The sequence below is a fragment of the Nonomuraea sp. B12E4 genome (genome assembly GCF_039871825.1).
Classification (GTDB): domain Bacteria; phylum Actinomycetota; class Actinomycetes; order Streptosporangiales; family Streptosporangiaceae; genus Nonomuraea.
In genome coordinates this window covers 47,715-72,664 of the sequence record NZ_JBDPME010000013.1, presented here as the reverse complement: position 1 = coordinate 72,664, position 24,950 = coordinate 47,715, and the positions used below count along the sequence as shown (strand labels likewise).

The window sequence follows — 24,950 nt, the reverse complement described above, 5'->3', positions numbered from 1 at the left end:
AGGTATGAGTGATGTCTTTCCAGTCAATGGCATGGACGCCGTGGTGTTCGCCGTGGGCAACGCCAGGCACGCAGCGCATTACTACTCGACCGCGTTCGGCATGCGGCTGGTGGCCTACCGCGGCCCCGAGACCGGCACCCGCGACGAGGTCGGCTACGTCCTGAGGTCGGGCAGCGCCACGTTCGAGTTCCGGGCCTCGCTCCGCCCGGGCACGCCGCTCGCCCGGCATGTCGCCGAGCACGGTGACGGGGTGATCGACCTGGCCCTTCAGGTGCCCGACGTGGAGGCGGGCTACGGGCACGCCGTCGCCCATGGGGCCGAGGGGCTGGCGGAGCCGTACACGATGGAGGATGAGCACGGCAAGGTGCAGCTCGCGGCCATCGCCACCTATGGGCAGACGCGGCACACCCTGGTCGACAGGACCAACTACCACGGCCCGTACCTGCCAGGCTACGTGGCCGCGGAGCCGCTGGCGGCGCCGCCCGCGACGCGGACCGGGCGGCTGTTCCAGGCCATCGACCACTGCGTCGGCAACGTCGAGCTGGGCAAGATGGACGAGTGGGTGGCGTTCTACCGGAACGTGATGGGCTTCACGAACATGGCCGAGTTCGTCGGCGAGGACATCGCGACCGAATACTCGGCGCTCATGTCCAAGGTCGTGGCCGACGGCACGCGCAAGGTCAAGTTCCCGCTCAACGAGCCGGCCGTCAGCCGCAGGAAGTCGCAGATCGACGAATACCTGGAGTTCTACGGCGGTCCCGGCGTGCAGCACGTCGCGCTGGCCACCAATGACATCCTCGCGACGGTCGACCACATGCGGGCGGCCGGGGTGCAGTTCCTGGACACGCCCGACTCGTACTATGAGGACCCCGAGCTGCGGGAGCGCATCGGCGAGGTGCGGGCGCCGATCGAGGAGCTGAGGAAGCGCAAGATCCTGGTGGACCGCGACGAGGACGGCTACCTGCTGCAGATCTTCACCCAGCCGGTGCAGGACCGGCCCACGGTCTTCTTCGAGCTGATCGAGCGGCACGGCTCGCTCGGGTTCGGCAAGGGCAACTTCAAGGCGCTCTTCGAGGCCATAGAGCGGGAGCAGGAACGCAGGGGCAACCTTTAGTTTGTGCTGACTTGACGGTGGCGATCAGGACTTCATGGGATCGCCGCCACCGGGGCTGGCGGGGCGCTGGCGGCGGTTGTTCGCCGGCGTCCTCGACTGGCTCATCGTCAACCTCCTCACCGCACCCCTCGGCTGGGCGAGCTGGAAGGCCGCCTGGGACGCCGGCAGGGGCGTGTGGGAGGGCTACACGGTGCAGCACACATTCGCGGCCGCCCTGGTGGGATTCCTGTACTTCTGGCTGCTGCACTCCTTCTGGAACGGCCAGACGCCGGGCAAGAAAGTGTTCGGCATTAGAGTGGTGCAGGACGACGGCGCGAAAATACAGGTGGGGCAGACCGCGGTCCGGCAGGCCGTGGCTAGCGTGTTCGAGTGGCTCTGCGGCATAGGCATCCTGCTGGATCTCGGCTGGATTCTCTTCGATCCCCGCAAACAAGCCCTGCATGACAAGGCGGCCAGGACAGTCGTCGTCTATGCCTGACCCAGCGTAATATTCAGGTCACCATCCGAAGGGGGTCTCTACGTCGATGCGTTCCAACAGGCGCGGAATGGCTGTGGCGGCCGCGCTCATCAGCGTGCTGGCCTGTGCGCCCGCAGACGGTCCCGCGTTCCCGGCCGACGCCCGCCCGGGCGCGCCCGGCATCGGCGACGCCGACTTCCCCACCGACGGCAACGGCGGCTACGACGTCTCCCACTACGACCTGACCGTCGACTACACGCCCGCGACCAAGCGGCTCGACGGCGTGACCACCATCCGGGCCGCCGCCACCCAGGACCTGTCCAGCTTCAACCTCGACCTGGCCGGGCTCGACGTGAGCGACGTCACCGTGGACGGCTCCCCGGCGAAGTTCGCCCACAAGGGCGACGAGCTGACCGTGACGCCCACGACGGCGATCGGCGACATGAGCCGCTTCACCGTCAAGGTCACCTACTCCGGGGTGCCCACACCGGCCAGGGACCGTGCCAATCTGGGCTCCTACGGCTTCATGGCCACCGCCGACGGCGCGTTCGTGGCCTCCGAGCCCGACGGCGCCAAAACGTGGTTCCCCGGCAACGACCACCCTTCCGACAAGGCCACGTTCGACTTCACGATCACCGTGCCCGCCGGGGTGACGGCACTGGCCAACGGCGAGCAGGTGGGGCAGCCCACGACCGACGGCGGCCGGACCACGTTCAGGTGGCGCGAGCGCCATCCGATGGCGACCTACCTCGCGACCGCCACGCTCGGCAGGTTCGAGCTGCGCCAGGGCAGGACCCCCGGCGGCGTGGTCAACCTGGCCGCCGTCGATCCGGCCTTCAAGAACGCGCTCGACAAGCTCTACCAGACCTCCGCCGAGGTGACCGACTACTGGTCGACGGTCTTCGGCCCCTACCCGTTCTCCTCGACCGGCGGCGTGGTCGACAACTACGCGGCCGGCTACGCGCTGGAGACCCAGACCAAGCCGATCTACGGCGGCTTCGACCCCGACGCGACCATCATCGCGCACGAGCTGGCCCACCAGTGGTTCGGCGACAGCCTGACGATCAGCCGGTGGAAGGACCTCTGGCTCAACGAGGGGTTCGCCACCTACGCGGAGTGGCTCTGGTCGGAGCACAAGGGCGCGAAGACCGCCGACGCGATCTTCGACGACTATCACAGCCGCCCGGCCGACGATCCGATGTGGTCATACCCGCCGGGGCAGGCCAGGCCGCACGACCTGTTCAACCATTCGGTCTACGTGCGCGGCGCCATGACCCTGCACGCCCTGCGCAAGGCTGTGGGCGACGAGACGTTCTTCCGGCTGATCCGGACGTGGGCCGCCGCCCACCGCTACGGCAACGTCACCACCGAGCAGTTCGTCGACCTGGCCCAGCAGTTGTCCGGCAGGGACCTGCGGCCGCTCTTCGACGCCTGGCTCTTCCAGCCCCGCCGCCCGGCCTAGCGGCTCAGGCCGAGCCCGCGGCGCTGGAGAACACCAGCACCGAGGCCGTGAAGCCGTGCACGTGGTTGTGGCCCGCCACCGGGCCGACCTCGCCGGCCGCGAAGAAGCCCGCCACGCCGATGGGGCCGAGCGTGTCGCGCAGCGCGACCGGGTCATGGTCCGCCGTGCCGAACATGGCCGAGCCCCGCCCGTTGCAGGAGAACAGCAGCGCCCCCTCCACCTTGCCGAGCTCCTCGCGGTGGGCGTCAAGCAGGTCGTACAGGTCCTCGTCGGCGGTGGCCGCGTCGCGCACCTGGAACCGCACGGTCCTGCCGACCTCCACGATGTCACCGATGGCCACGGCCTCGCGTTCGGGGTCGATGCCGATGACTCCCCTGATGAGGAAGTCGCCGCGTTCGTGGCGTTCGGCGTACTCGTCCATGGCCAGGCCGATCTGCAGGCCGGAGGCGACCAGCTCGCGGTCGTCCTCGTCCAGCTCGCTGACGATGTCCTCCAGCCGGGCCAGCGCGGGCTGCCCGGCCAGCTCCAGCAGCATGTTCTCCTCGGCGGCCGTGACCGCCATGCTGGGGCCGATGGGCCGGCAGCCCTGGCTGACCACGGTGCTGACCTTGATCGGCCCGCTGAGCAGCACGCCGATCGCGCCCTCGGTGTAGATCTCGCCGTCGGCGAACAGCCGTACGGAGCCCCGGCCCTGCAGCCCGTTGGCCAGCCCGCCGATCAGCGGCAGGTCGCCGAGCACCTCCACCGAGCGCTCGACGAAGGCGTCGGTCGGGAACGAGTACGGGTCGGCGAGCAGGATGGCCACGTGGTCGTCTCCCCCGCGCTCCGGGAGCCCCACCACCACGAACCGGTCCTCCGCCGCCAGCGTCTCCAGCGCGAACGTGGTCAGCCGTGCCCCGTCCAGCGTCGCCGCCCAGGCGCTCACGGCCGGCGTCAGCTCCACGCCCTGCCCGTCGCCGATCACCCCCGTGGCGCTGCACCCGATCACGTGCGCCTCGGGCGCGAGCCTCATCGCCGCCTGCCCGGCCTTCACGACGTCCTCGGGGTCGTCGCCGCAGATGAAGAAGCAGACCAAGTCGGCTCGGCCGCTGAGCCTCGACAGGGCCCGCCCGACGGCGTTCTGCGCGGCCTCCACCAGGTCGGAACCCACGGCGAGGCCGTCGGCGAAGCGGCTTGTCATCAAGGCCACACGTCTCGCCTCCTCGACATGTCCAAGTTCCCTAGGCCCGATTCTCCCCACTAAAGGGACAAGCACGCCCACGAACCGTCACGCAATGGTCAAGATCCGAAATCTCCGCCAGGTGCGAAACTCTCTGCCACATTCCCCTCAGGGGACGTAGTCTCGATCCCGTGCATCAGCCACGTATTCTCCGCGAGTTGCGAGAGAGCGGCCACGTTCATCGCACCGTCAAAGCCGAGGTCAGGGAAAACCTGCTGGCCAAGCTGCGGGATGGCGAGCCCCGCTTCCCCGGCATCGTGGGCTTCGACGAGTCCGTCCTGCCCCACTTGGAGCGGGCTTTACTGGCCGGACATGATTTGGTGCTCCTCGGTGAGCGTGGGCAGGGCAAGACCCGGCTCATTCGCACCGTCACCCAGTTGCTGGACGAGTGGACCCCGGTGGTCGAGGGTTGCGAGATCAACGACCACCCGTACGCGCCGGTCTGCACGCGTTGCCTCGCGCTGGCACGAGAACTGGGAGAGGAGCTGCCCGTCGCGTGGAAGCACCGCGACGAGCGCTACGGCGAGAAGCTCGCCACGCCCGACACCTCCGTGGGTGACCTGATCGGCGACGTCGACCCGATCAAGATCGCCGAAGGGCGCACGCTCGGTGACCCGGAAACCGTGCACTACGGCCTGGTCCCGCGCACCAACCGGGGTGTCTTCTCCGTCAACGAGCTGCCCGACCTGGCCGAGCGCATCCAGGTGTCGCTGCTCAACGTGCTGGAGGAGCGGGACATCCAGGTGCGCGGCTACAACCTGCGGCTGCCCCTCGACATCCTGCTCATCGCCAGCGCCAACCCCGAGGACTACACCAACCGGGGCCGGATCATCACCCCGCTGAAGGACCGGTTCGGCGCCGAGATCCGCACGCACTACCCGCTCACGGTCGAGGACGAGCTCCGGCTCATCCGCCAGGAGTCCATGCCGGACATCGGGGCCGACATCCCCGAGCACCTGGTCGAGGTGATCGCCAGGTTCACCCGGCTGGTGCGGGAGTCGACCGCCGTGGACGCCCGTTCCGGCGTGTCGGCGCGCTTCTCGATCGCGGCGGCCGAGACCGCGTCCGCCTCAGCGGTGCGCAGGGCCGCGATCACGGGCGAGACGACGGCCGTCACGCGCGTGGTCGACCTGGCCCCGATCGTGCACAGCCTGCGGGGCAAGGTGGAGTTCGAGGTCAGCGAGGAGGGCAGGGAGACCGAGATCCTCGCCCATCTGCTGCGGCGGGCCACGTCGGAGACGTTCAGGAGCCGGCTGGGCGGGATGGACCTGTCGCCGGTGACCGACAAGTTCGCCGAGGGCAACCAGGTGGAGTCCGGCGAGTTGGTGCCCGCCGGGGAGCTGCTCCACCGGATCGGTCCCGTCACCGGCCTGGCCAAGGTCATGGCCCGGCTCGGCATGGGCGCCGGGGAGGAGTCGCCGGGGCACGCGGCGGCCGCGCTGGAGTTCGCGCTCGAAGGGCTCTACCTCATGCGCCGGCTGTCCAAGGAGGACCTCGACGGAGTAACGGTCTACCGGACGTGAACAATCGGGTGGTCTCCCTCGTCATAGAGAGTGTCGATAGCACTACCGGGGGAGACCATTCATGCGTCCGTTCGTCTGTGCCGCCGCTGCCGCCCTGAGTGCCGTCGTCGCGCACTCCGTGCCCGCCGAGGCGGCCACCACTCCGGTCGTCCACGGGATCGTTCACGGATACGCCTGGTCCGCCGGCCAGGGCCAGCTGCGGATCATGCCCCGGTCCGCCACCAGGGTCGACCGCGGTGGACACGTCCTCCACGCGCTGAAGCCCCTCTCCAAGGCCAAGGAGCTGCGGCTCGACTACACCACGGCCACCTACGGCCGGGTCACGACGGCCTGCGACCTGAAGGAGACCGAGGGGCGGGTCGCGGTGGACCGCGACGGTCTCGGACGCACCCGGTGCGAGCCCGCCGACCTGACCGACGCGCTGGCGCGCGGGCCCGTCCCGCTGCGCGCCGAGCTCCGGAACGGGAAGGTGACCAGGATCAACGAGTTCCTGGTCGCCGACTGGCCCGACCCGCGCACGGCCCGCGGCACGATCAGCCGGATCAACGACACCACGGTGTTGTTCGCGACCGGCAGAACGCGGCTCAAGCTCGGCTCCACGTCCGCCACGGGCTTCCAGCGCACCACCGCCCGGTGCGGGGACAAGTGGCTGGCGGGCCGCCCGGTCAACGCCGACGGGGACGGGCTCGGCAAGAAGAACTGCACGTCAGCGGACCTCACCAAGGTGCTCAAGACGGCCGGGCACCCCGTGCTGGTGAAGATCGACTACACGCCCGAAATCGGTTCCCTGAACCACGTGTGGGAGGTCTACGGGGACGCGTAGGTCCCGAGGGGTACGGCACGCGCGGGCGGATCGAGTTAGCTTGGGTTGGTGATGGCCTTCCGCTATGGCGAGTACCACGACGGCCCCGACCCCCTCGCTCCGCCCTACGACGTGCGGGCCGCCCTCGACGAGATGGGCGATGCGATCCTTTCGGGCTCGACGCCGGTCCACGCCCTGCGCGACCTGCTCAAGCGCGGCCTGCCCGGCGCGCAGGACCGCCGGGGGCTGGACGACATGCTCAGGGAGGTCCGGCGGCGCCGTCGTGACCTGCGCGAGCGGGGGCGGCTCGACGGGACGCTGGAGAAGGCGCGGGCGCTGCTGGACAAGGCGATCGGGCAGGAGCGGGCCGAGTTGTTCCCCGATCCCTCCGATGACGCCCGGCTGCGCGAGGCGGGGCTCGACGCGCTGCCCGAGGACACGGCCAGCGCGATCCAGGAGCTGAGCACGTACGACTGGCGCTCCAACGCGGCCCGCCAGACGTTCCAGGAGCTGCGCGACCTGCTGCGGCGGGAGGTGCTCGACAGCCAGTTCAAGGGGCTGCGGGACGCGCTGGCCAACCCTGATCCGGAGGCGATGGAGCGCGTCCGCCAGATGATGTCGGATCTGAACGACATGCTGGAGAAGGACGCCCGTGGCGAGCACAATCAGGCCGATTTCGACGCCTTTATGGGGAAATATGGCGATTTGTTCCCCGAAAAGCCGCGGAACCTTGAGGAGCTCGTGGACATCCTGGCCCGCCGCGCCGCCGCCGCGCAGCGCATGCTGGCCTCCATGACCCCGCGCCAGCGCGAGGAGCTCGGCAACCTCATCAACCAGACCCTCGAACAGGCCGGGCTCGCCGACGAGATGCGCCGCCTGGGCGAGTCCCTCTACGCCCGCCGCCCCGACCTGGCCTGGAACGCCCCGGAGCGCCTCACCGGCGAGGAGCCGCTGGACATGGGCGACGCCGTCACCGCCCTGGAGGAGCTGGCCGACCTCACCCAACTGGAGACCGCCCTGCGCCAGGACTACCCGGGCGCGCGGCTCGACGACATCGACGAGGCCGCCGTACGCCGGGCGCTCGGCCGCTCGGCGGTGGACGACCTGGAGGCGCTCAAGCGGATCGAGCGGGAGCTGGAGGAGCAGGGCTACCTGCTGCGCCGCCGCGGCAAGCTGGAGCTCACCCCCAAGGCGGTGCGGCGGCTGGGCGAGACGGCGCTGCGCCGGGTGTTCGCCTCACTGGACGCGGGCCGGCGCGGCGACCACGACCAGCACGACGCGGGCTCGGCCGGCGAGCTGACGGGCTCGTCCCGCCCGTGGCGCTTCGGCGACGAGCAGCCTCTCGACGTCGTACGCACTCTGGTCAACGGCGTCCGCAGCGGCGGCGTGACCACGGCCGGCCCGGGAGAGCGGGCGGCGGTGCGCCTGTCGGTCGACGACTTCGAGGTGGCCGAAACCGAGCGCCGCAGCGCCGCGGCCGTCTGCCTGCTCGTGGACCTGTCCTACTCGATGGCCCTGCGCGGCACCTGGGCCGCCGCCAAGCAGACGGCCCTGGCCCTGCAGGCCCTGGTGGCCTCGAAGTTCCCGCAGGACGCCGTGCAGATCATCGGCTTCTCCAACTACGCCAGGGTGCTGCAGCCGGATGAGCTGGCCGGCCTCGACTGGGACATGGTCCAGGGCACCAATCTGCACCACGCCCTGCTCATCGCGGGCCGCCACCTCGACCGCCACCCCGACTTCGAACCGGTGGTCCTGGTGGTCACGGACGGCGAGCCGACCGCCCACCTCATGCGGAACGGCAGGTCCGCCTTCGAGTGGCCGCCGTCGCACGAGACGCTGGAGCTGACGCTGGCGGAGGTGGACAAGATGACCCGCCGGCGGGCCACGATCAACATCTTCATGCTGGCGGCCGACGACCGGCTGAAGGAGTTCGTGGACGAGGTGGCCCGCAGAAACGGCGGCCGCGTCTTCTCCCCCAGCGCCGAACGCCTGGGCGAATACGTGGTCAGCGACTTCCTCCGCCTCCGCCGCGTCCGCTGATGCCGGGAGGGGTCGCGGGGATTCTGTCGGTGCCCTCCGGCAGAATCCCCGGCATGGACAACGGTGCCGTGCGGCTGAGAGACGTGGTGGAGGCGGATCTGGAGGTGTTCCTGGCGCAGGAGCACGATCCGGAGGCGGTGCGGCGGTCCAGGTTCGCGCCCCGGCCGCGGGAGGCTTTCCTGCGGCACTGGACCACCCAGATCCTCGACGACCCCACGGTCCACGTGCGGGCGGTCACCGTCGAGGGCGCCCTGGCCGGAAACCTGGTGGCCTGGTGGGAGGCGGACAAACGGTTCATCGGCTACTGGCTCGGTCGCGAGTTCTGGGGGCGCGGCGTCGGCACCAGGGCGCTGGGGCTCTTCCTGGAGCTGGAGAAGGTCCGTCCGCTGCACGCCGACCCCTTCCATGCGAACACCGCCTCGGTCCGCCTCCTGGAGAAGCACGGCTTCCAGCGGACGGGGACGGTCCAGCACGGCGAGGATGAGCACATCATGCTGGTGCTCGCCTGACCGCGAAGCGCCGGGCGACCCCGGAAACGCCGCAGCACAGACAACCCTGAGGGCAGATGATGACCGGTCGTGAGTCACTCAAGATCAGGCGGTGAGCCGGTCACAGGTATGCAAAGTCCGGCGACGAGCCGGCCCGCGAGGAGTGCGAGGCCCGCCGACGAGCCGGTCGAGTGGTTCGAGGTCAGGCGTCGACCAGGGACGAGTAGAAGGTGAGGGCGACGTCGAAGCCGTCGCGGCAGTTGCGGTGTGAGCGGTAGCAGGGCCGCCAGGCCGAGCTGGCGCCGATTCCCGCCCTGGCCTCACGCAGGGCCGTCGGCACCCGCTCCGGCCGGGGCAGCAGCCCGTGGCCCAGATAGCGGACGCCGTCCAGCTCGGTGTGGGTGTTGCGGGCCCCGGAGACGAACCCGCCGAGGCGCCAGCCGCTCTCCTCGTCCCAGACCAGCGCGTTCCCGTCGGCCAGCCGGAGCGTGACGCCGCGCGGATCGCACGGGCCGTCCCACCAGTCCGCCACCTCGCCTCCCAGCATGTCAACGACCTGGCGCGCATAGCCGATCGGCTGCTGCAGCCATTCGTCGGAGTAGGGCTCGACATGCCTGATGGCCACGGACGGCACCTCCTTGTGCCCTGGGGGTAAGAAAAAAGCGACGGTGAGTAACGATACCGGGGACGAACTTATTCCGTTGCCCAACCGTCTAGTCATTAAGGACGATATTGAGGTCCGCACCGGGGAGGGAGGGGTACCCATGATTGCCGCGATCGCCGCGACAATTCTGATCGTGCTGATGATCGTCGCCGTAGTGGCCAGGGAGCTGATCATGCGCTGCCCCGTGGAGGGCAAAGAGAGTGTCGAGTCCCCCACCGAGATCGCCGGGGACTAGTCTCTGCGGCATGTCGTCCCTGCTTCTCTGGCTGCACATCGGCTTCGCGATCTTCACGATCGGCCCGGTCACCGCCGCGACGATGACCGCGCCGCGCGTCATCCGTGACAAGAACGTGCCCGCTCTGCAAATCATCCAGCGCCTGACGAGGATCTACAGTGTGGGCACCCTGGGCGTCTTCGTCTTCGGACTGGTGCTCGGCGTGGTCCTCGGCAACGGGCTGCTCGGCAAGTGGTATATGACGGCTTCGATGACGTTGTTCATCGTGGCCGCCGTGCTGCTCGTCATCATCGACCGCGACCTGCGTACCGCTGTCCGCGTGCTCTCCAGCGAGAGCGCGGACGACGACGCGAAGGTCCAGAACGGGCGGATCGCCGCGATCAGCGGGCTGATCGCGGTCATCTGGCTGGTGATCCTCTTCCTGATGGTCGTTCCCAGCGGCTGAGCCGGCCCCGGGCGCTCCGGCCGGAGTGCCCGGACCGTGGCCAGGCGCCCGGGGTGGTGGTCAGCCCAGTGCCTGGGTCAGGTCGGCGAGCAGGTCGTCGATCGTCTCGATCCCGACCGACAACCGCACCAGGTCGCCGGGGACCTCCAGCGGCGACCCGGCCGCCGAGGCGTGCGTCATCCTGCCCGGATGCTCGATGAGCGACTCGACCCCGCCCAGCGACTCGCCCAGCGTGAAGAGCCTGGCCCGGTCGCAGACCGCCACGGCCTCGGCCTCCCCGCCCTCGACGCGGAACGAGACCATCCCCCCGAACCGCCTCATCTGCTTGGCCGCCACCTCGTGACCGGCGTGCTCGGGCAGCCCCGGGTAGAGCACCTGGGTCACCCGCGGGTGCGCGGTCAGCAGGTCCACGACGCGCTCGGCGTTGTCGCAGTGGCGGTCCATCCGCACGCCGAGGGTCTTGAGCCCGCGCAACGTCAGCCAGGCGTCGAACGGCCCGGCCACCGCGCCGATCGCGTTCTGGTGGTAGGCGAGCTCCTCGCCCAGCCCGCGGTCGGCGGTGATCAGCGCCCCGCCGACCACGTCGGAGTGCCCGCCCACGTATTTCGTGGTCGAGTGCACGACGATGTCCGCGCCCAGGGAGAGGGGCTGCTGCAGGTACGGCGAGGCGAACGTGTTGTCCACCACCAGCAGCGCCCCGCACTCGTGCGCCAGCTGGGCCAGCGCGGCGATGTCGGCGATGCCGAGCAGCGGATTGGTCGGCGTCTCGACCCACACCACCTTCGTCTTCTGCGTCATCGCCGCGGCCACGGCGTCGAGGTCGTTCAGCGGCACCGGGTCGAAGTGCAGGTCCCAGCGCTGATTGACCTTGGAGAACAACCGGTAGGTGCCCCCGTAGGCGTCATTGGGGATGAGGACGTGGTCCTGCGGCTTGCACACCGTGCGCAGCAGCGTGTCCTCGGCGGCCATCCCCGAGGCGAACGCCAGCCCGCGCACCCCGCCCTCCACCGCCGCCAGCGCTTCTTCGAGCGCGGTCCTGGTGGGATTGGCCGAACGGCTGTACTCGTATCCGGCGCGCAACCCGCCGACGCCGTCCTGTTTGTACGTGGACGTCGCGTAAATCGGCGGCACGACCGCACCCGTAGCCGGGTCGGGCTCCTGACCAGCGTGAATGGCCAGAGTCTCAAAACCGTTGCTCATAAAGGCCACGTTAACGGAAGTCGGCCCGCGATCCGTTCCCCTCCGGATCGCGGGCCGCTCGCGGGCCGTCCCCACGGTGCCCGCATGGCCCGCACCACTTTCCCGCGCGAGCCGGGCTGGTCAGGCCGCCTCGAACTCCCGGTGGTCCCCGCCTGACCGGGGCGGGAGCCGTACCACATCGGCCTCCGGCCGGCCGTCTTCCGTGCCCGCCCCACCGACACGGGAGAGCAGCACGGGATCGGCGAGCGCGAGCAGCACTGCCATGACCAGTCCGGCGCCCAGTAGCAGGAATCCGATGGCAACCATTTCCTTGTCCCCTTTCCGACATATCCCAGCATGGGCGACACATCCGCTCGCCGCCTCCGCTGAAGGGCGGGTCTCCGGCGAGCTCTCTCGGCCGAACGGTTGATACGACATGTCCGACTTCCGGCCTAGGCTCGGGGTCGTGGGGGATTCCAACCGCCTCGTGTACTGGATCCGCCGGCTGAGCGAGATCGCGATGCTCGGCTGGCTGGGCATGCTGCTCCTGCTCGACCTCGCGCTCGCGGTCAACATCGGCGGCCTGCAGTGGCTGGTGTTGGGCTGCGGGATCGCCGGCATCGTGTTCGTGGTGCTGCGGAGGCGGCTGCGGCTGGAGGGGTTCAGCGTCATGCTGGCCCTGTCGTTCAGCGTCTCCGCGATGATCGGAAGCGCCGGGGTCAAAGGCGTTCCCGGCCTGGTCGAGACGGGGTCACTGCTCATCCTGCTCATCGGGGTGCTCCGGCACGTCGAGCCGGTACGCCGGGCCGCCCAGTTGGCGTGCGTGAGCCTGATCGTCCTGATGGCGGAGTCCATGGGGCGCCACCACAACGAGTCGGAGCTGGCGCTGTCGTTCCTGCTGTTGGCGGCATGGTCGACGGCGGCGGGCATCGGCGGCTACCTGCGTTTCGTGAAGGAACGCCGCGCGGAGGCGGTGCACTCCGTACGCAAGGCCGAGCGGCTGGAGCTGGCCAGGGAGCTGCACGACCTGGTCGCCCACCACATCACCGGCATCGTGGTCCAGGCCCAGGCCGCGCGTACCGTCGCGGAAACCAGGCCGGATGCGGTGGCACCCGCGCTGGACGCCATCGCCACGGCCGGGTCGGAGGCGCTGACCTCGATGCGGCGCATGGTCACGGTGCTGCGTACCGAGGACGAGGCGGACCACAAACCGGGCATCATGCTGGCCGACCTGCGCCTGCTGGCCGACCGGTTCTCGGCCGACGGGCCGAAGGTGGCCTTCGAGATCGGGCCGGGGCTGGACGACCGCACGTTGCCGCCGGAGGTCATGACCACCCTGCACCGAGTGCTCCAGGAGTCGCTGACCAACGTGCGCAAGCACGCCTCGCGTACGGCCTGGGTCGAGGCGACCCTGCGGCGCTACGAGAAGGCGGTGGTGTTGCGGGTCCGCAACTTCGGCGCGGCCGCGGACCCACGGGCCTCCCGCCTGGGCGGCGGGTTCGGGCTGGTCGGGATGGCCGAACGAGTGGAGGCACTGGGCGGCCGCCTCCACGCCGGCCCGTCCCCCGAGGGTGCCTGGGAAGTGGTGGCCGAATTCCCACCACCCTGAGCCGAACTCTCACTCCCTGACCGGATCTCACTCCGTGAGCCGAACTCTCACTCCCAGAACCGGACTCCCACCGCCCGAACCGGGTTCCGCTCCGTGAGTCGGACTCCCATCCGCCCGGAGGCGACCTCCGACCACTTCGAGGCGATCCGCACATCCCCAAGGCGCCCAGGAGGCATTTCCGGCACGCCGCGGGTGGCCTCCCACCGCTCCGAGCCGACCTCCCCGGCCCCCCGGCGGCTTCGCGCCGCCCGCGGCGCATCGAGCCGAAACACCAGCTAGTGGTTGGCGAGGAAGGCGAGCAGGTCCTGGCGGGTGATGAGCCCGGCGGGTTTGCCGTTCTCCAGCACCACGGCGGCGTCGGCCTTCTCCAGCGCCTCGACCGCCCGCGCCACAGGTTCGCCGCTGCCGATCATGGGTAGCGGGGCGGACATGTGATCGGCGATCGAGTCATCGGAGGAGAGCCGGCCGTGATAGAGGGCTTCCAGAAGGTCCCGCTCGACGATGGAGCCGATCACCTCGGCCGCCATGACCGGCGGCTCCTCCTTCATGACCGGGAGCTGGGACACCGAGTATTCCCGCATGATCGAGATCGCCGTACCGACCGACTCGTGTGGATGTGCGTGCACGAACTCCGGCAGCCCCGGCCGCTTGCGCGCCAGCACGTCGCCGACCAGCCCCTCGTCGGACGAGGTGGTCAGGAAGCCGTAGTCGGCCATCCAGTCGTCATTGAAGATCTTCGACAGGTAGCCGCGGCCGCCGTCGGGCAGCAGCACGACCACCACGTCGTCGGGCCTGGCCGTGGCCGCCACCCGCAGCGCCGCCACGACGGCCATCCCGCAGGAGCCGCCGACCAGCAGCGCCTCCTCACGGGCGAGCCGGCGGGTCATGTTGAAGGAGTCCTTGTCGGACACCGCGATGACCTCGTCGCAGATCTCGGTGTCGTACGTGGCCGGCCAGATGTCCTCGCCGACCCCCTCCACCAGGTACGGACGGCCGGAACCGCCGGAGTAGACCGAGCCCTCCGGGTCGGCCCCGATGATCTTCACGCGGCCGTCGGAGACCTCCTTGAGGTAGCGGCCGGTGCCGCTGATCGTGCCGCCGGTGCCGATGCCGGCCACGAAGTGGGTCACCTGGCCCTCGGTCTGCTCCCACACCTCCGGGCCCGTCGAGTGATAGTGCGAGTCCGGATTGTTGACGTTGGAGTACTGGTCGGGTTTCCAGGCGTTCGGCACCTCGCGGGCCAGCCGGTCGGACACCGAGTAGTAGGAGTCGGGGTGCTCGGGCGAGACGGCGGTCGGGCAGACCACGACCTCCGCCCCGTACGCGCGCAGCACCGCGATCTTGTCCTGGGCCACTTTGTCCGGCACCACGAACAGGCACCGGTATCCCTTCTGCTGCGCCACGATCGCGAGGCCCACGCCGGTGTTGCCGGACGTCGGCTCGACGATGACGCCGCCGGGGCGCAGTGCCCCCGACTTCTCAGCGGCCTCGATCATGCGAACCGCGATGCGGTCCTTGACGGAGCCGCCCGGGTTGAAATATTCCACCTTGGCCAGCACACTGGCCGGCACTCCCGCCGTGACCTTGTGCAGTCTGACCAGCGGAGTGTTCCCCATCAGGTCGACCAGGGAATCGTAAACGCGCACCGAGGTGTTCACCTTCTTTGCCGAAGCTTGATCAGCTTGCCCGTGGCCGAGATCCAGTGGGGGTGGCAGGCGCTCGGCTAGCTTTCAAGCAAACGCTACCGCCGAGTTCGACGAGGAGGGCACTTACGTGGTCTGGGCACCTGGCATGGCAAGGGCGGCGCGCAAGATCGCCACTGCGGCGGCGCTCGGAGGAGGCGGGCTGACCGCCCTGGGAGCCACCGCGTACGGTCTGCTGATCGCGGAAGGGATGCTCGCGCGCAAAGCCATCGGGCGCCCCCACGGCATGGACGGCCCGGCCTCCGACGGCAGCTACGGCGAGTTCTCCGGCCCGCCGCTCAAGCTGGCCATGCTGGGCGATTCCACCTCGGTCGGACTCGGCCTGACCGATCACAACGAGACCCCCGGCGTCCTGCTCGCCACCGGCCTGGCCGCGGCCGCGGAGCGGCCGGTGCGCCTGCTGGTCGCCGGGAAGTCGGGCGCTTCGTCGGCCGAGCTGGGAGACCAGGTGGACGCGGCCCTGGCCATGCGGCCGGACGTGGCGGTGATCTTCGTGGGCGCGAACGACATCATCACGCAGACGCCGCCCGCGTTCGCCGTACGCCATCTGTCCAAGGCCGTGCGGCGACTGCGGGATGAGGGGATCGAGGTGGTCGTGGGCACCTGCCCCGACCTCGGCACGGTGCGGCCGATCGCGCAGCCGCTGCGCTGGGTGGCGCGGCGCTGGAGCCGCCAGCTCGCCGCGGCGCAGACGGTGGCCGTGGTGGACGCGGGCGGGCGGACGGTGGCGTTCGCCGACGTCCTGGGACCGGAGTTCGCGACAAATCCGACAGAAATGTTCGGACCCGATCGTTTCCATCCATCTGCCCGAGGTTACGCGCAGGCCGCTCACGCGGTGCTACCGTCAGTGTGCGCTGCGTTGGGGCTGTGGCCTGAGCCGGGGCCCGCGCGCGAGGAAGCACTGCAACCGATCTACCTTGCGGCGGCCACGGCCGCGGAGGAGCCCGGCACCGAGGTCACCGCGACCCGGGTCGACGGGCGGGCGACGGGCCTTTACGGCAAGTGGGTGACGTTGTTCCGCCGGCGGCTCGGCGCGACGGTCAACGACGCCTGACTTCGGCCAGAGCCGGTCACTCTGCGTGCCAGTGTCGCCACTCTTCGTCCCCTTGGAGTGGATTGCCCGTGCTGCGGCCCCGCTGGAAACCGTCCCTCGCCCTCGCCGGCACCCTCGCTGGAACCCTCGCCGTGCCCGCCTGCTCCGGCAGCGACGCGGCCACCTCGACATTCCCGGCCTGGGAGAACACCCAGGTCAACGTGGTCAGCCGGATGGCCGTCGCGAGCGGGGTCGCCGCCGCCACCTCCATGAAGTCCGACGGCACGCTCGAAACCGTCGCCATGGACCTGCGTGACGGCCGGCGGCTGTGGGCTCACCCGGCCACGATGGCGGGCAGGCTGCCCGGCATGGGCGTCTCCACGCCGGCGATCGTGGAGACCGCCAAGGGCCAGGGCATGGTCGTCGCGCTCGACCCGGCCAAGCAGGGGCGCTGGAACGCCACCCTGATGGCCCGTGACGCCCGCTCCGGGGCGCAGAAGTGGACCAGACCGGTGCATTCTACGTTCGGTCCGCAGCGCTGCGGGCCCTACATCTGCGTGTCCGAGCACACCGCGCTGGCCAAGGCCCGCATGGTGGTGCTGGAGCCGTCCACCGGCAAGCAGTTGTGGACACTGCCGGGCATCGCCGAGGTGGAGTGGTCGGGTCCGGACCAGGTCCTGCTCCTCAGGCTGGCCACCAATCCCATGATCGAGTCGTACGAGGTCAAGACCGGCAAGCTCCAGTGGCAGCAGCCGATCGAGCAGGCGCTCGGGCCCGGACTGGACCTGTCGGGCGGGTGGGCCTTCGGCGCCGCCGGCGACAACCTGGTCGGCTACGTCGCCCCCTACACGAACCCGCAGACGAAGAAGGTCTCCACGTTCGGCCTCTTCTCCATCAAGATCGGCAACGGGACGGTCAACTGGATGCGGCCCTCGGTCGTACGGGTCTATCCGAGCGGCAGCCCCGGATACGCCCCCGTCGTACGCCCCGTCGACCGCCAGGGCGCCTACGGCGGCTTCGCCCGGCTGGACTCGGAGAGCGGCCGGGTGCTCGGCCAGATCACCGCCTCCGACGTGCCCGGGTCCGGCTGGTGGCTGGCCTTCCCCGACCACATGGACAAGCTGGGCTTCCTCCAGCACAACGCCAAGGGCACGGCCTTCGACCTGGCCTCCGGCAAGGCGGTGCCGGTCAAGGACCAGCGCGGGTGGTCGTTCTGCGTCACCGACCCCAAGCCGCTGCCGCTGCGCGGGCAGGCTCCGGGCTTCTACCCGACGGCCGCGCTGTGCGAATACGACCTCACCACCGGAAAGCGGGTCTCCCCCGCGACGGCGCCGCCGCCCTGGTTCACCGGCAGCCAGGGAGGATGGCGGTTGTGGCGCGACGAAAAGGGAGCGATTCACGCCATCAACGACCAGACGGCGACCGCTCCGGGCATGTACGGCTAGAGGCGCTTGCGGGTAGAACTGGAATATAGTTCTACTATTAGCGCCGACAAAGGAGGAGTCATGCCCGAGGCAGTCATCGTCGCAACCGCGCGTTCCCCCATCGGACGAGCCTTCAAGGGATCCATGAAGGAGATCCGCCCCGACGACCTGACCGTGCAGATGATCCAGGCGGCGCTGGCCAAGGTTCCCCAGCTCGATCCGTCGACGATCGAGGACATCATGCTCGGGTGCGGGCTGCCCGGGGGTGAGCAGGGGTTCAACATGGCGCGGGTGGTGGCGGTGATGCTCGGGCTCGACAACGTGCCCGGCACGACCGTGACCCGCTACTGCTCGTCGTCGCTGCAGACCACGCGCATGGCCTTCCACGCCATCAAGGCGGGCGAGGGGGACGTGTTCGTCTCGGCCGGGGTGGAGACCGTCTCCCGCTTCGTCAAGGGCAACTCCGACTCGCTGCCCGAGACGCACAACCCGATCTTCCTGGACGCGCGGGACCGGACGAAGGAGTTCGGCGAGGGCGGCCACGTCTGGCACGACCCGCGCCAGGACGGGAACGTCCCCGACGTCTACATCGCCATGGGGCAGACCGCCGAGAACCTGGCCCAGCTCAAGGGGATCACCCGCCAGGAACAGGACGAGTTCGGGGTGCGCTCGCAGAACCTGGCCGAGAAGGCGCTGGCGGACGGGTTCTGGCAGAAGGACATCACGCCGGCGACCATGCCGGACGGGACCGTGGTGAGCAAGGACGACGGGCCCCGGGCGGGGACCACGTACGAGAAGGTCGCCGCGCTGGACCCGGTCTTCCGGCCGGACGGGACCGTCACGGCCGGCAACTGCTGCCCGCTCAACGACGGGGCGGCGGCCGTGATCGTGATGAGCGACGTCAAGGCGGCCGAACTCGGGATCACCCCGCTGGCCCGGATCGTGTCCACCGGGGTGAGCGGCCTGTCCCCCGAGATCATGGGCCTGGGCCCGGTGGAGGCCTCCCGCCAGGCGCTGTCCCGGGCCGGGATGGCGATCGACGACATCGACCTGGTGGAGATCAACGAGGCGTTCGCCGCCCAGGTGATCCCGTCGTACCGTGAGCTGGGGATCGACCTGGACCGCCTCAACGTCAACGGCGGCGCCATCGCGGTGGGCCACCCGTTCGGCATGACGGGCGCCCGCATCACCTCCACCCTGATCAACAGCCTCCAGCACCACGACAAGTCCATCGGCCTGGAAACCATGTGCGTCGGCGGCGGCCAGGGCATGGCAATGCTCCTCGAACGCTTGAGCTGAGTGAATTCCACCGATCGCGGCATGCCACCGGCTGTGGCATGCCGCTCCACATTTACGGGCCAATTCCATCCGTAACGATCCGTCACACGTGACAAGCAATTCCATCCGTTACGGCATGCCGTAACGGATGGAAGTTACCCGCCACATGCGGCCGATGGCCGAGCGCGACGTGTCGTGGCAGATGGCTGTGTTCAGCCGTGGCGATCGGGACCTGCCGTGATGGGGGTGATGGAGAGCAGGACGCGGCGGTCGCGCAGCATGGAGGCGCGGTAGTCGTCCCAGTCGGGGTGCTCGCCTGAGATGCCCCGGTAGTACTGGACCAGCCCGTCCATCGCCTCAGGCAGCGAGATGACCTCCGCCGTGCCCTCCACCTGGATCCAGTCGCCGTAGAAGGCGTCCGTGAACGCGCATACCGAGACGTGCGGGTCCCGGCGGGCGTTGCGGGTCTTGGCCGCGGTTTCGCGGGTGCTGATGACGATCCGCCCGTCATCGACCCCCGCGACCACCGGTGACATCTGCGGACGCCCGTCGCGGTGCCGGGTCAGCAGGATGGCGCGGTGGTTGGTACGGAGAAAGGCCAGCGCCTTGTCGAGGTCCATCACCCCATGATGACGCGCCCGCGCTTCTGGCACGGGCGCGGGGGATGGATGGGCTTAGATGAAGCCCATGCGGTTACGGCGGTGCCGCTCGTGCTCACGCACGATCGCCGCGGCATAGCCGTGGGACAGCCCGTGCTCGTCGGCAAGCCAGTTGGCCCGCTCGTCGCACCTCAGGAAAGCCGGGCCGTTGTCGATGGCTTGGAACCACTCTGGGAGTTCGCGTCCCGTTATCGTAGGGACCCTTGCGATGAGCTTCGTCTGCGTCTCCGGTGAGTGGTTCAAGGACATGGGCACCTCCGCGGATAAAGGTCCTTTGCTAGACACTGCAACACCCACGTCCAGATGGCAAGCCCCTAATCAGGCATCATTCGGTGACGGCACGTAGATTTTCGGTCGCAGACAGAGAGGGCTCCGCCGGGATCGGCGGAGCCCATGGAGATGACGAGCGGCTGAATGATCAGTCGCTGCTACTGAAATAGTGGATGAAACGCAGCACCTCGAGGTAGATCCACACGAGGCTCAGCGTCAGGCCGAACGCGCACTGCCACGCGAACTTCTCCGGCGCCCCCTGCCGCACGCCCTGCTCGATCGAGTCGAAGTCGAGCAGCAGGAAGAAGCAGCCGACCAGGATCATGACGATGCTGAACACCCAGCCGATCGGGCTGTCGGTGCGCAGGCCGAGCCCGCCGTCGTTGAACAGCCCGACGAGCATGTTGACGAGCAGCAGCCCGACCACCGCGATGGCGGCGGCGATGCCGAATTTCACGAGTTTGGGCGTGACGCGGATGATCCGCAGCGTGTAGACGGCCAGTACGGCGCCGAAGGCGAACGCCGTGCCGAGCACCGCCTGGAGCACGATGCCGCTGATGAGGCCGTCGAAGACGGAGCTGATCTTGCCCATGAACACGCCCTGGAAGAGGGCGTAGCCCAGGATGAGCGCCGGGTTGGTGCTCTGGGTGAACGAGGCGATCAATCCCAGGATCAGCGCGACGACCGCGGCGCCGATGGCGACCATGGGCGGGACGTTGAGCACCCACGACGCGGCCGCCGCCACGACGAGTGTGCCGAGGGTGAGGAACCCGCGCACCACCACGTCATCGAGCGTCATGGTCCGGTAGGCGGGCCTGGTGGGGGGTGCGTACGACGGTGAGTCGTACATGTTCTGCAGCTGGGCCGGGGACGGGGACGGCCCAGCCCAGCCACCGGTCTGCTGCCGCGACCTGCTGAATACGGGGTTCTTGCTCTCCATCGCTGCCTCCTGTGACGCCGAGCCTACGGGGCCTGGCGGCACCTTGGTCAACTGACGCGTCAGATCGATGTTCATTCGGGAACTTCGGCAGCGATCCAACGAACGACCGCGCCGCCGAGTTCCCAAGGTCATCCGACCACGGCCACCGCCTCTCCGGCAGGAGCACCGCCGGGCCGACCGGCGCTGTTTCCAGCCCGCCGGCCACCGTTGCGAAAAGGTTGTATGTAATCCGTAGTCAACCATTCACAGAAAGAAAACTTCGAGAAAGCAGAAACGGGGCGGCTTGTCAATATGCGGGAGCGAACTCGGCCAGAAGAGGACAGGAGCGACCGGTCCCCCGACATCGAGGTGGCGACCAGTCGGTAACAACTCGATATCGGCCGTGAACTGCGGAAGCCGACTCCGTCGGACGATGGCGGTAAATCCCCAGGTCAGTGACCCTAAAGCCAATGAAGATGGCAAGTGCCCCCGGCGGGATTCGAACCCGCACGTCAACCCTTTTAAGGGGTTTGCCTCTGCCATTGGGCTACGGGGGCGCCGCAATCATACGAAACGGACCATGCTTCCGAGGAGCACAACTTCGCATCAGGCGTCACAAGTGTGAAGTCTGCGGTGAAGTGATAGTGCTCCGGGGACTCTGTCCAAGAAGAGTAGACCGTCCAGATGGTCCAGTTGGTGCTGAATGCAACGAGCTTCGAAGGCATCAGCCTCGATGGTGACGGGCTCGCCGCTTCCTGGCAAATGCCCATGTACGGTGATACGCGTGGCGCGGCGCACATCCGCAGTGAGCCCGACGACCGACGCGCACCCCTCCCTGGCGTGGTCCCAGTGGGAGGCGGCCACGAGCCGAGGATTGACCAGGACGAGCTCTCCGGCCCATGACCGGGTCCTGGGGTGGAGCCGGGTGTCAAAGGCGATCAGGCGCCAACTCAGGCCGATCTGAGGGGCCGCCAGGCCGGCCGTGGACGATACGTGTCGCAGGGTAGCCAGGAGATCGGCGGCGGCGGCCACGACCTCGGGGGCGCACGGGTCCACCGGCACGGCCGCCACGGACAGCAACCGATGCGGCGCCCCCAGCACCTCACGTGGCCTCCCCACCTCACTCGACGTCCCCGCCGAATCCGACGCCCCCGCCGAACCCGAAGTTCCCATCGAATCTGACGCCCCCGCCGAACCCGAAGTTCCCACCGAATCCGACGTCCCCGCCGAACCCGACATCGGCACCGCGCCCGACATCCTCCCCGGGCCCGGCGTCCCGACCTCACGCGGCGGCCCCGTGGCGTCCTGGGACTCCGGCCCCGGCGTCCCCTCGGCATCCTGGAGTCGCCCACCGGACGTGCCACTGAGGTCGCAGGGCTTCTCCGGAGGCGCTCCTCCGGCGCCCCTCTGCCCTCCGGGCCGGTTCACCTGTGGCCCGTAGTGTGGGGCGCCTGTCTTTCAGGGCGGCAGGAGAACGCGGAACGGTAAGTCATGAGGGACTCCCAGTTTTGTCGGTGAGGGTCGCTAGCGTGCTCGGCATGTCGCGTTACCGACTCGCCCAGTGCCGTTGGAGTCCCCGGCCTTCAGGCAGGGGAGGATGTCAGATGAGGTCCGGTTCGACGGGGCGGAAGGTGATCTCGGAGTCGAGGCTGGCGCCGACGGCCGCCAGCCTGCGCATGAGCGCCACCACGTCCACCTCCTTCGGCAGCTCGACATCGGCGATCAGCACATACAGGCGCCCGGTGAGCCTGGTGCTCATGCCGGTGATGTTCCCGCCGTCCGCCGCGAGCACGGCGCTGACCGCGGACACGATGCCGGGCCGGTCCGGGCCGTGCACGGTCAGCACATAGCCCAGGCCGTCCCCCTCGTCGCAGAAGTGGCGGCGGGCCTCGATGGCCGAGGCGGTCACCACGAGGTCGGACGCGCGCAGCCGCTTCAGGAGCTCGGCCGAGTCCAGTTCGCCCGACACCAGCAACATCATCGCCACATGACCGCCGAGCAGCGTCATGGTCGAGTCCTGGATGTTCGCCCCGCACTCGGCGAGCGAACCGGTGACCGCGGCGATCACACCGGGCCGGTCCATGCCGAGCACGGTCACCGCTGAGAGCCCCACCCCGTGACACCCCTTCCGCCTCACATCCCAGGAGCGCCGAAACGCCCCGGCGAATCGATCGCCGGGGCGCAGCCGTATCCGGGCTAGCGGTGGGTCGTCGCCACGGCGGCCCTGAAGCCCTCGCGCGGGTGCTCCATCTCACCCAGTGAGATCGTCTCTCGCTTGAAGAACAGGGTCAGGGTCCAGTCGACGACGACACGGACCTTGCGGTTCAGCGTCGGCACCCGCGACAGATGGTAGGTGCGGTGCATGAACCACGCAGGAAATCCGCGAAGCTTGACGCCATAGACATTGGCGACGCCCTGATGGAGGCCCAGCCCGGCAACCGATCCGACATACTTGTGGCGGTATTCGACCAGTTCTTCGCCGCGCAGGTGGCGGACGATGTTGTCGGCGAGCACCTTGGCCTGGCGGACCGCGTGCTGGGCGTTCGGGGCGCAGAACTGGCCGGGGTTCGTCACGTCGGGCACGCCGGCGGCGTCCCCGGCCGCGAAGGCGTCGGGGGTGCCCGCGACGGTGAGCCGGGCGGTGCCCTTGATCCGGCCGCGCTCGTCCAGGGGCAGGTCACTGTCCCGGACGACGGGGCTGGCCTTGACGCCCGCGGTCCACACGAGCGTCTCGGCCTCGAACTCCGTGCCGTCCGACAGCATCACGTGCCCGCCCACGCAGGACTCCAGCCGGGTTTCGAGCCTGACGTCGATCCCGCGCTCGCGGAGCTGCTCCAGGGTCCACTTGCCCATTTCGGGGCCGACCTCGGGCAGCACCCGGTTCGTCGCCTCGACGAGCACCCAGCGCAGGTCGGACGGCCCGATGTTGCGGTAGTAGCGCCTGGAGTCCTTGGCCATGTCCTCCAGCTCGGCCAGCGCCTCCACGCCGGCGAAGCCCGCCCCGACCACGACGAACGTCAGCGCCCTGCGCCGCACGTCCGGGTCGTCGGTCGACTCGGCCAGGTCGAGCTGGTGCAGCACGCGGTTGCGCAGCGCGATGGCCTCGCCCACGGTCTTGAACCCGATGCCGATGTCGGTGAGACCCGGGATCGGCAGCGTCCGCGAGATCGATCCCGCCGCCATCACGATCACGTCGTACGTCAGTTGCCGCGGCTCCCCCTCGGCCGGCTGGAACGTGACGGTGCGGTCGGAGTGGCTGACCTTGGTGACCGTGCCGTTCAGAATGCGCGCCTTGGGCAGGATGCGCCGGAGCGGGGCCACGACATGCCGAGGCGAGAGGTTACCCGCCGCCGCCTCAGGCAAGAAGGGCTGGTAGGTCATGTAGGACTGGGGGTCGATGATCGTGATGCGAACCTCGCCACCGTGCAGCTCCCGACGGAGTCTGCGCTGCAGCCGGAGCGCCGTGTACAAGCCGACGTACCCACCGCCGACGATCAAGATGTGCTTCTTCATCCTGAGGCCCCATCCCTCGTGGAGTGCTTGTGAAAGCATTCACAAGCTTACGTCAAGCCCCCGCGACGGATCCAATCCAGGCGTGGTGCAACGCGTCACACAGCCAGTGACCTGGCCCTGGTGAAGATGTCGTCCAGCATTTGGGCGGTGACGCGGCCGGTGAAGGTGTTCTGCTGGCTCGGGTGATAGCAGCCGATCAGGGTCACCGGCGCGTCGCCGTACCGGACCTCGGTCTCGGCCCCGTGCCCGAACGGCGGCCTGGCCGGGGGCAGGTCGTAGCCCGCGTCCTTGAGCGCGGGCCACATGGCCTGCCAGGCGTAGCCGCCGAGCGCCACCACCACCCGCACGTGCGGCGCGACCAGCGCCACCTCGCGTGACATCCACGGCAGACACGTGCCCTTCTCCTCCGGCGTGGGCTTGTTCGCCGGCGGCGCGCAGCGCACCGGCGCCACCACCCGCACGCCCAGGAGCCGCTGGCCGTCGCCCGCGTGCGTGCTGGTCTCCTTCTCGGCCAGGCCGCAGCGGTGCAGCGAGGCGAACAGCCAGTCGCCGCTGCGGTCGCCGGTGAAGATCCGCCCGGTCCTGTTGCCCCCGTGCGCGGCCGGCGCCAGGCCGACCAGCAGGATCCGCGGCCGCTCGTCGCCCCAGCCCGGGACGGGACGGCCCCAGTACGTCTCGTCCGCGAACGCCCGCCGCTTCACCGTGGCGACCTCCTCCCGCCAGGCCACCAGCCGCGGACAGGCCCGGCAGACGGACTGCGCGGCCGTGAGCTCCGCGAGGGTGTCGCAGGCGGAGGCGAGGCGGCGCACGTCCGCGGGGTCGTGGGCGACCGGGGTGTCAGCGGTCGCCGGGTCGCCGGGCCAGCCGGTGCCGGGAGGTACGAAGGTCATGACACCGATGGTGCCCGATCACTT

At 69.4% G+C, this 24,950-nt stretch carries 24 protein-coding genes and 1 tRNA gene; 13 read left to right on the top strand and 12 right to left on the bottom strand.

What is annotated here, in order from left to right:
• The first annotated feature begins 31 nt into the window (after positions 1-31).
• Genes hppD through ABGB18_RS27330 form a run of 3 tightly spaced genes read left to right on the top strand, consistent with a single transcriptional unit; the run spans position 32 to position 3,033 of the window.
• Positions 32-1,114 carry a 4-hydroxyphenylpyruvate dioxygenase gene (hppD, locus tag ABGB18_RS27340; protein ID WP_347698462.1) on the top strand — a complete coding sequence of 361 codons (1,083 nt, stop codon included), beginning with the start codon at positions 32-34 and terminating at the stop codon, positions 1,112-1,114.
• A 34-nt stretch (positions 1,115-1,148) separates the two neighbouring features.
• The gene (locus tag ABGB18_RS27335) at positions 1,149-1,592 is read left to right on the top strand and encodes an RDD family protein (RefSeq protein WP_347698461.1); all 444 of its coding nucleotides are present in this window, start codon (positions 1,149-1,151) and stop codon (positions 1,590-1,592) included.
• 46 nt (positions 1,593-1,638) lie between these two features.
• Positions 1,639-3,033 carry a M1 family metallopeptidase gene (locus ABGB18_RS27330; RefSeq protein WP_347698460.1) on the top strand — a complete coding sequence of 465 codons (1,395 nt, stop codon included), beginning with the start codon at positions 1,639-1,641 and terminating at the stop codon, positions 3,031-3,033.
• Between the two features lie 4 nt (positions 3,034-3,037).
• Here ABGB18_RS27330 and ABGB18_RS27325 read toward each other — a convergent pair whose 3' ends face one another.
• Complete coding sequence (locus tag ABGB18_RS27325; RefSeq protein ID WP_347698620.1) at positions 3,038-4,213, bottom strand: FIST N-terminal domain-containing protein; 1,176 nt, start codon at positions 4,211-4,213, stop codon at positions 3,038-3,040.
• A gap of 170 nt (positions 4,214-4,383) precedes the next feature.
• Between ABGB18_RS27325 and ABGB18_RS27320 the strand changes: the two genes are divergently transcribed.
• The 4 genes from ABGB18_RS27320 (at position 4,384) to ABGB18_RS27305 (ending at position 9,126) form a co-directional block, all read left to right on the top strand.
• A complete protein-coding gene (locus tag ABGB18_RS27320) occupies positions 4,384-5,775 on the top strand; it encodes a sigma 54-interacting transcriptional regulator (protein WP_347698459.1) in 1,392 nt (463 codons plus the stop codon).
• A gap of 61 nt (positions 5,776-5,836) precedes the next feature.
• Positions 5,837-6,598 carry a hypothetical protein gene (locus ABGB18_RS27315; RefSeq protein ID WP_347698458.1) on the top strand — a complete coding sequence of 254 codons (762 nt, stop codon included), beginning with the start codon at positions 5,837-5,839 and terminating at the stop codon, positions 6,596-6,598.
• A 51-nt stretch (positions 6,599-6,649) separates the two neighbouring features.
• The gene (locus ABGB18_RS27310) at positions 6,650-8,617 is read left to right on the top strand and encodes a hypothetical protein (RefSeq protein ID WP_347698457.1); all 1,968 of its coding nucleotides are present in this window, start codon (positions 6,650-6,652) and stop codon (positions 8,615-8,617) included.
• Between the two features lie 53 nt (positions 8,618-8,670).
• Entirely contained in the window at positions 8,671-9,126 is a 456-nt protein-coding gene (locus ABGB18_RS27305) for a GNAT family protein (protein ID WP_347698456.1), read from the top strand.
• 181 nt (positions 9,127-9,307) lie between these two features.
• Here the strand turns inward: ABGB18_RS27305 and ABGB18_RS27300 are convergent, their stop codons facing one another.
• Positions 9,308-9,730 (bottom strand): DUF6292 family protein, encoded by a 423-nt coding sequence (locus tag ABGB18_RS27300; RefSeq protein WP_347698455.1) that lies wholly within the window; start codon positions 9,728-9,730, stop codon positions 9,308-9,310.
• A gap of 139 nt (positions 9,731-9,869) precedes the next feature.
• Between ABGB18_RS27300 and ABGB18_RS27295 the strand changes: the two genes are divergently transcribed.
• Both ABGB18_RS27295 and ABGB18_RS27290 read left to right on the top strand, forming a co-directional pair.
• The gene (locus ABGB18_RS27295; protein ID WP_347698454.1) at positions 9,870-10,004 is read left to right on the top strand and encodes a hypothetical protein; all 135 of its coding nucleotides are present in this window, start codon (positions 9,870-9,872) and stop codon (positions 10,002-10,004) included.
• 10 nt (positions 10,005-10,014) lie between these two features.
• Entirely contained in the window at positions 10,015-10,449 is a 435-nt protein-coding gene (locus tag ABGB18_RS27290; protein ID WP_347698453.1) for a hypothetical protein, read from the top strand.
• Between the two features lie 60 nt (positions 10,450-10,509).
• Here the strand turns inward: ABGB18_RS27290 and ABGB18_RS27285 are convergent, their stop codons facing one another.
• Both ABGB18_RS27285 and ABGB18_RS27280 read right to left on the bottom strand, forming a co-directional pair.
• Positions 10,510-11,649: a cystathionine gamma-synthase gene (locus ABGB18_RS27285; protein ID WP_347698452.1), complete on the bottom strand. Its 1,140-nt coding sequence runs from the start codon at positions 11,647-11,649 to the stop codon at positions 10,510-10,512.
• A 120-nt stretch (positions 11,650-11,769) separates the two neighbouring features.
• Positions 11,770-11,955, bottom strand: a complete 186-nt coding sequence (locus ABGB18_RS27280) for a hypothetical protein (RefSeq protein WP_347698451.1) — start codon at positions 11,953-11,955, stop codon at positions 11,770-11,772.
• Between the two features lie 139 nt (positions 11,956-12,094).
• Here ABGB18_RS27280 and ABGB18_RS27275 point away from each other — a divergent pair, with 139 nt between their 5' ends.
• On the top strand, positions 12,095-13,237 hold the full coding sequence (locus tag ABGB18_RS27275) for a histidine kinase (RefSeq protein ID WP_347698450.1): 1,143 nt from the start codon (positions 12,095-12,097) through the stop codon (positions 13,235-13,237).
• 275 nt (positions 13,238-13,512) lie between these two features.
• Here the strand turns inward: ABGB18_RS27275 and ABGB18_RS27270 are convergent, their stop codons facing one another.
• Complete coding sequence (locus ABGB18_RS27270; RefSeq protein WP_347698449.1) at positions 13,513-14,883, bottom strand: cystathionine beta-synthase; 1,371 nt, start codon at positions 14,881-14,883, stop codon at positions 13,513-13,515.
• 127 nt (positions 14,884-15,010) lie between these two features.
• Here ABGB18_RS27270 and ABGB18_RS27265 point away from each other — a divergent pair, with 127 nt between their 5' ends.
• The 3 genes from ABGB18_RS27265 (at position 15,011) to ABGB18_RS27255 (ending at position 18,696) form a co-directional block, all read left to right on the top strand.
• Positions 15,011-15,994 carry an SGNH/GDSL hydrolase family protein gene (locus ABGB18_RS27265; RefSeq protein WP_347698448.1) on the top strand — a complete coding sequence of 328 codons (984 nt, stop codon included), beginning with the start codon at positions 15,011-15,013 and terminating at the stop codon, positions 15,992-15,994.
• Between the two features lie 68 nt (positions 15,995-16,062).
• On the top strand, positions 16,063-17,418 hold the full coding sequence (locus ABGB18_RS27260) for a PQQ-binding-like beta-propeller repeat protein (RefSeq protein WP_347698447.1): 1,356 nt from the start codon (positions 16,063-16,065) through the stop codon (positions 17,416-17,418).
• 60 nt (positions 17,419-17,478) lie between these two features.
• Positions 17,479-18,696 (top strand): acetyl-CoA C-acetyltransferase, encoded by a 1,218-nt coding sequence (locus ABGB18_RS27255; protein WP_347698446.1) that lies wholly within the window; start codon positions 17,479-17,481, stop codon positions 18,694-18,696.
• Positions 18,697-18,887: 191 nt separating this feature from the next.
• Here the strand turns inward: ABGB18_RS27255 and ABGB18_RS27250 are convergent, their stop codons facing one another.
• The 7 genes from ABGB18_RS27250 to ABGB18_RS27220 form a co-directional block, all read right to left on the bottom strand.
• Positions 18,888-19,295 carry a PPOX class F420-dependent oxidoreductase gene (locus tag ABGB18_RS27250; protein ID WP_347698445.1) on the bottom strand — a complete coding sequence of 136 codons (408 nt, stop codon included), beginning with the start codon at positions 19,293-19,295 and terminating at the stop codon, positions 18,888-18,890.
• A 54-nt stretch (positions 19,296-19,349) separates the two neighbouring features.
• Positions 19,350-19,583, bottom strand: a complete 234-nt coding sequence (locus ABGB18_RS27245; protein ID WP_347698444.1) for a DUF4287 domain-containing protein — start codon at positions 19,581-19,583, stop codon at positions 19,350-19,352.
• Between the two features lie 169 nt (positions 19,584-19,752).
• Positions 19,753-20,544, bottom strand: a complete 792-nt coding sequence (locus ABGB18_RS27240) for a Bax inhibitor-1/YccA family protein (protein WP_347698443.1) — start codon at positions 20,542-20,544, stop codon at positions 19,753-19,755.
• A gap of 463 nt (positions 20,545-21,007) precedes the next feature.
• Positions 21,008-21,080, bottom strand: a tRNA-Leu gene (locus tag ABGB18_RS27235).
• A 1,043-nt stretch (positions 21,081-22,123) separates the two neighbouring features.
• A complete protein-coding gene (locus tag ABGB18_RS27230) occupies positions 22,124-22,636 on the bottom strand; it encodes an ACT domain-containing protein (protein WP_347698442.1) in 513 nt (170 codons plus the stop codon).
• Between the two features lie 83 nt (positions 22,637-22,719).
• Entirely contained in the window at positions 22,720-24,036 is a 1,317-nt protein-coding gene (locus tag ABGB18_RS27225; protein WP_347698441.1) for an NAD(P)/FAD-dependent oxidoreductase, read from the bottom strand.
• Positions 24,037-24,131: 95 nt separating this feature from the next.
• Positions 24,132-24,926: a uracil-DNA glycosylase gene (locus tag ABGB18_RS27220; protein WP_347698440.1), complete on the bottom strand. Its 795-nt coding sequence runs from the start codon at positions 24,924-24,926 to the stop codon at positions 24,132-24,134.
• Between the last annotated feature and the right edge of the window lie 24 nt (positions 24,927-24,950).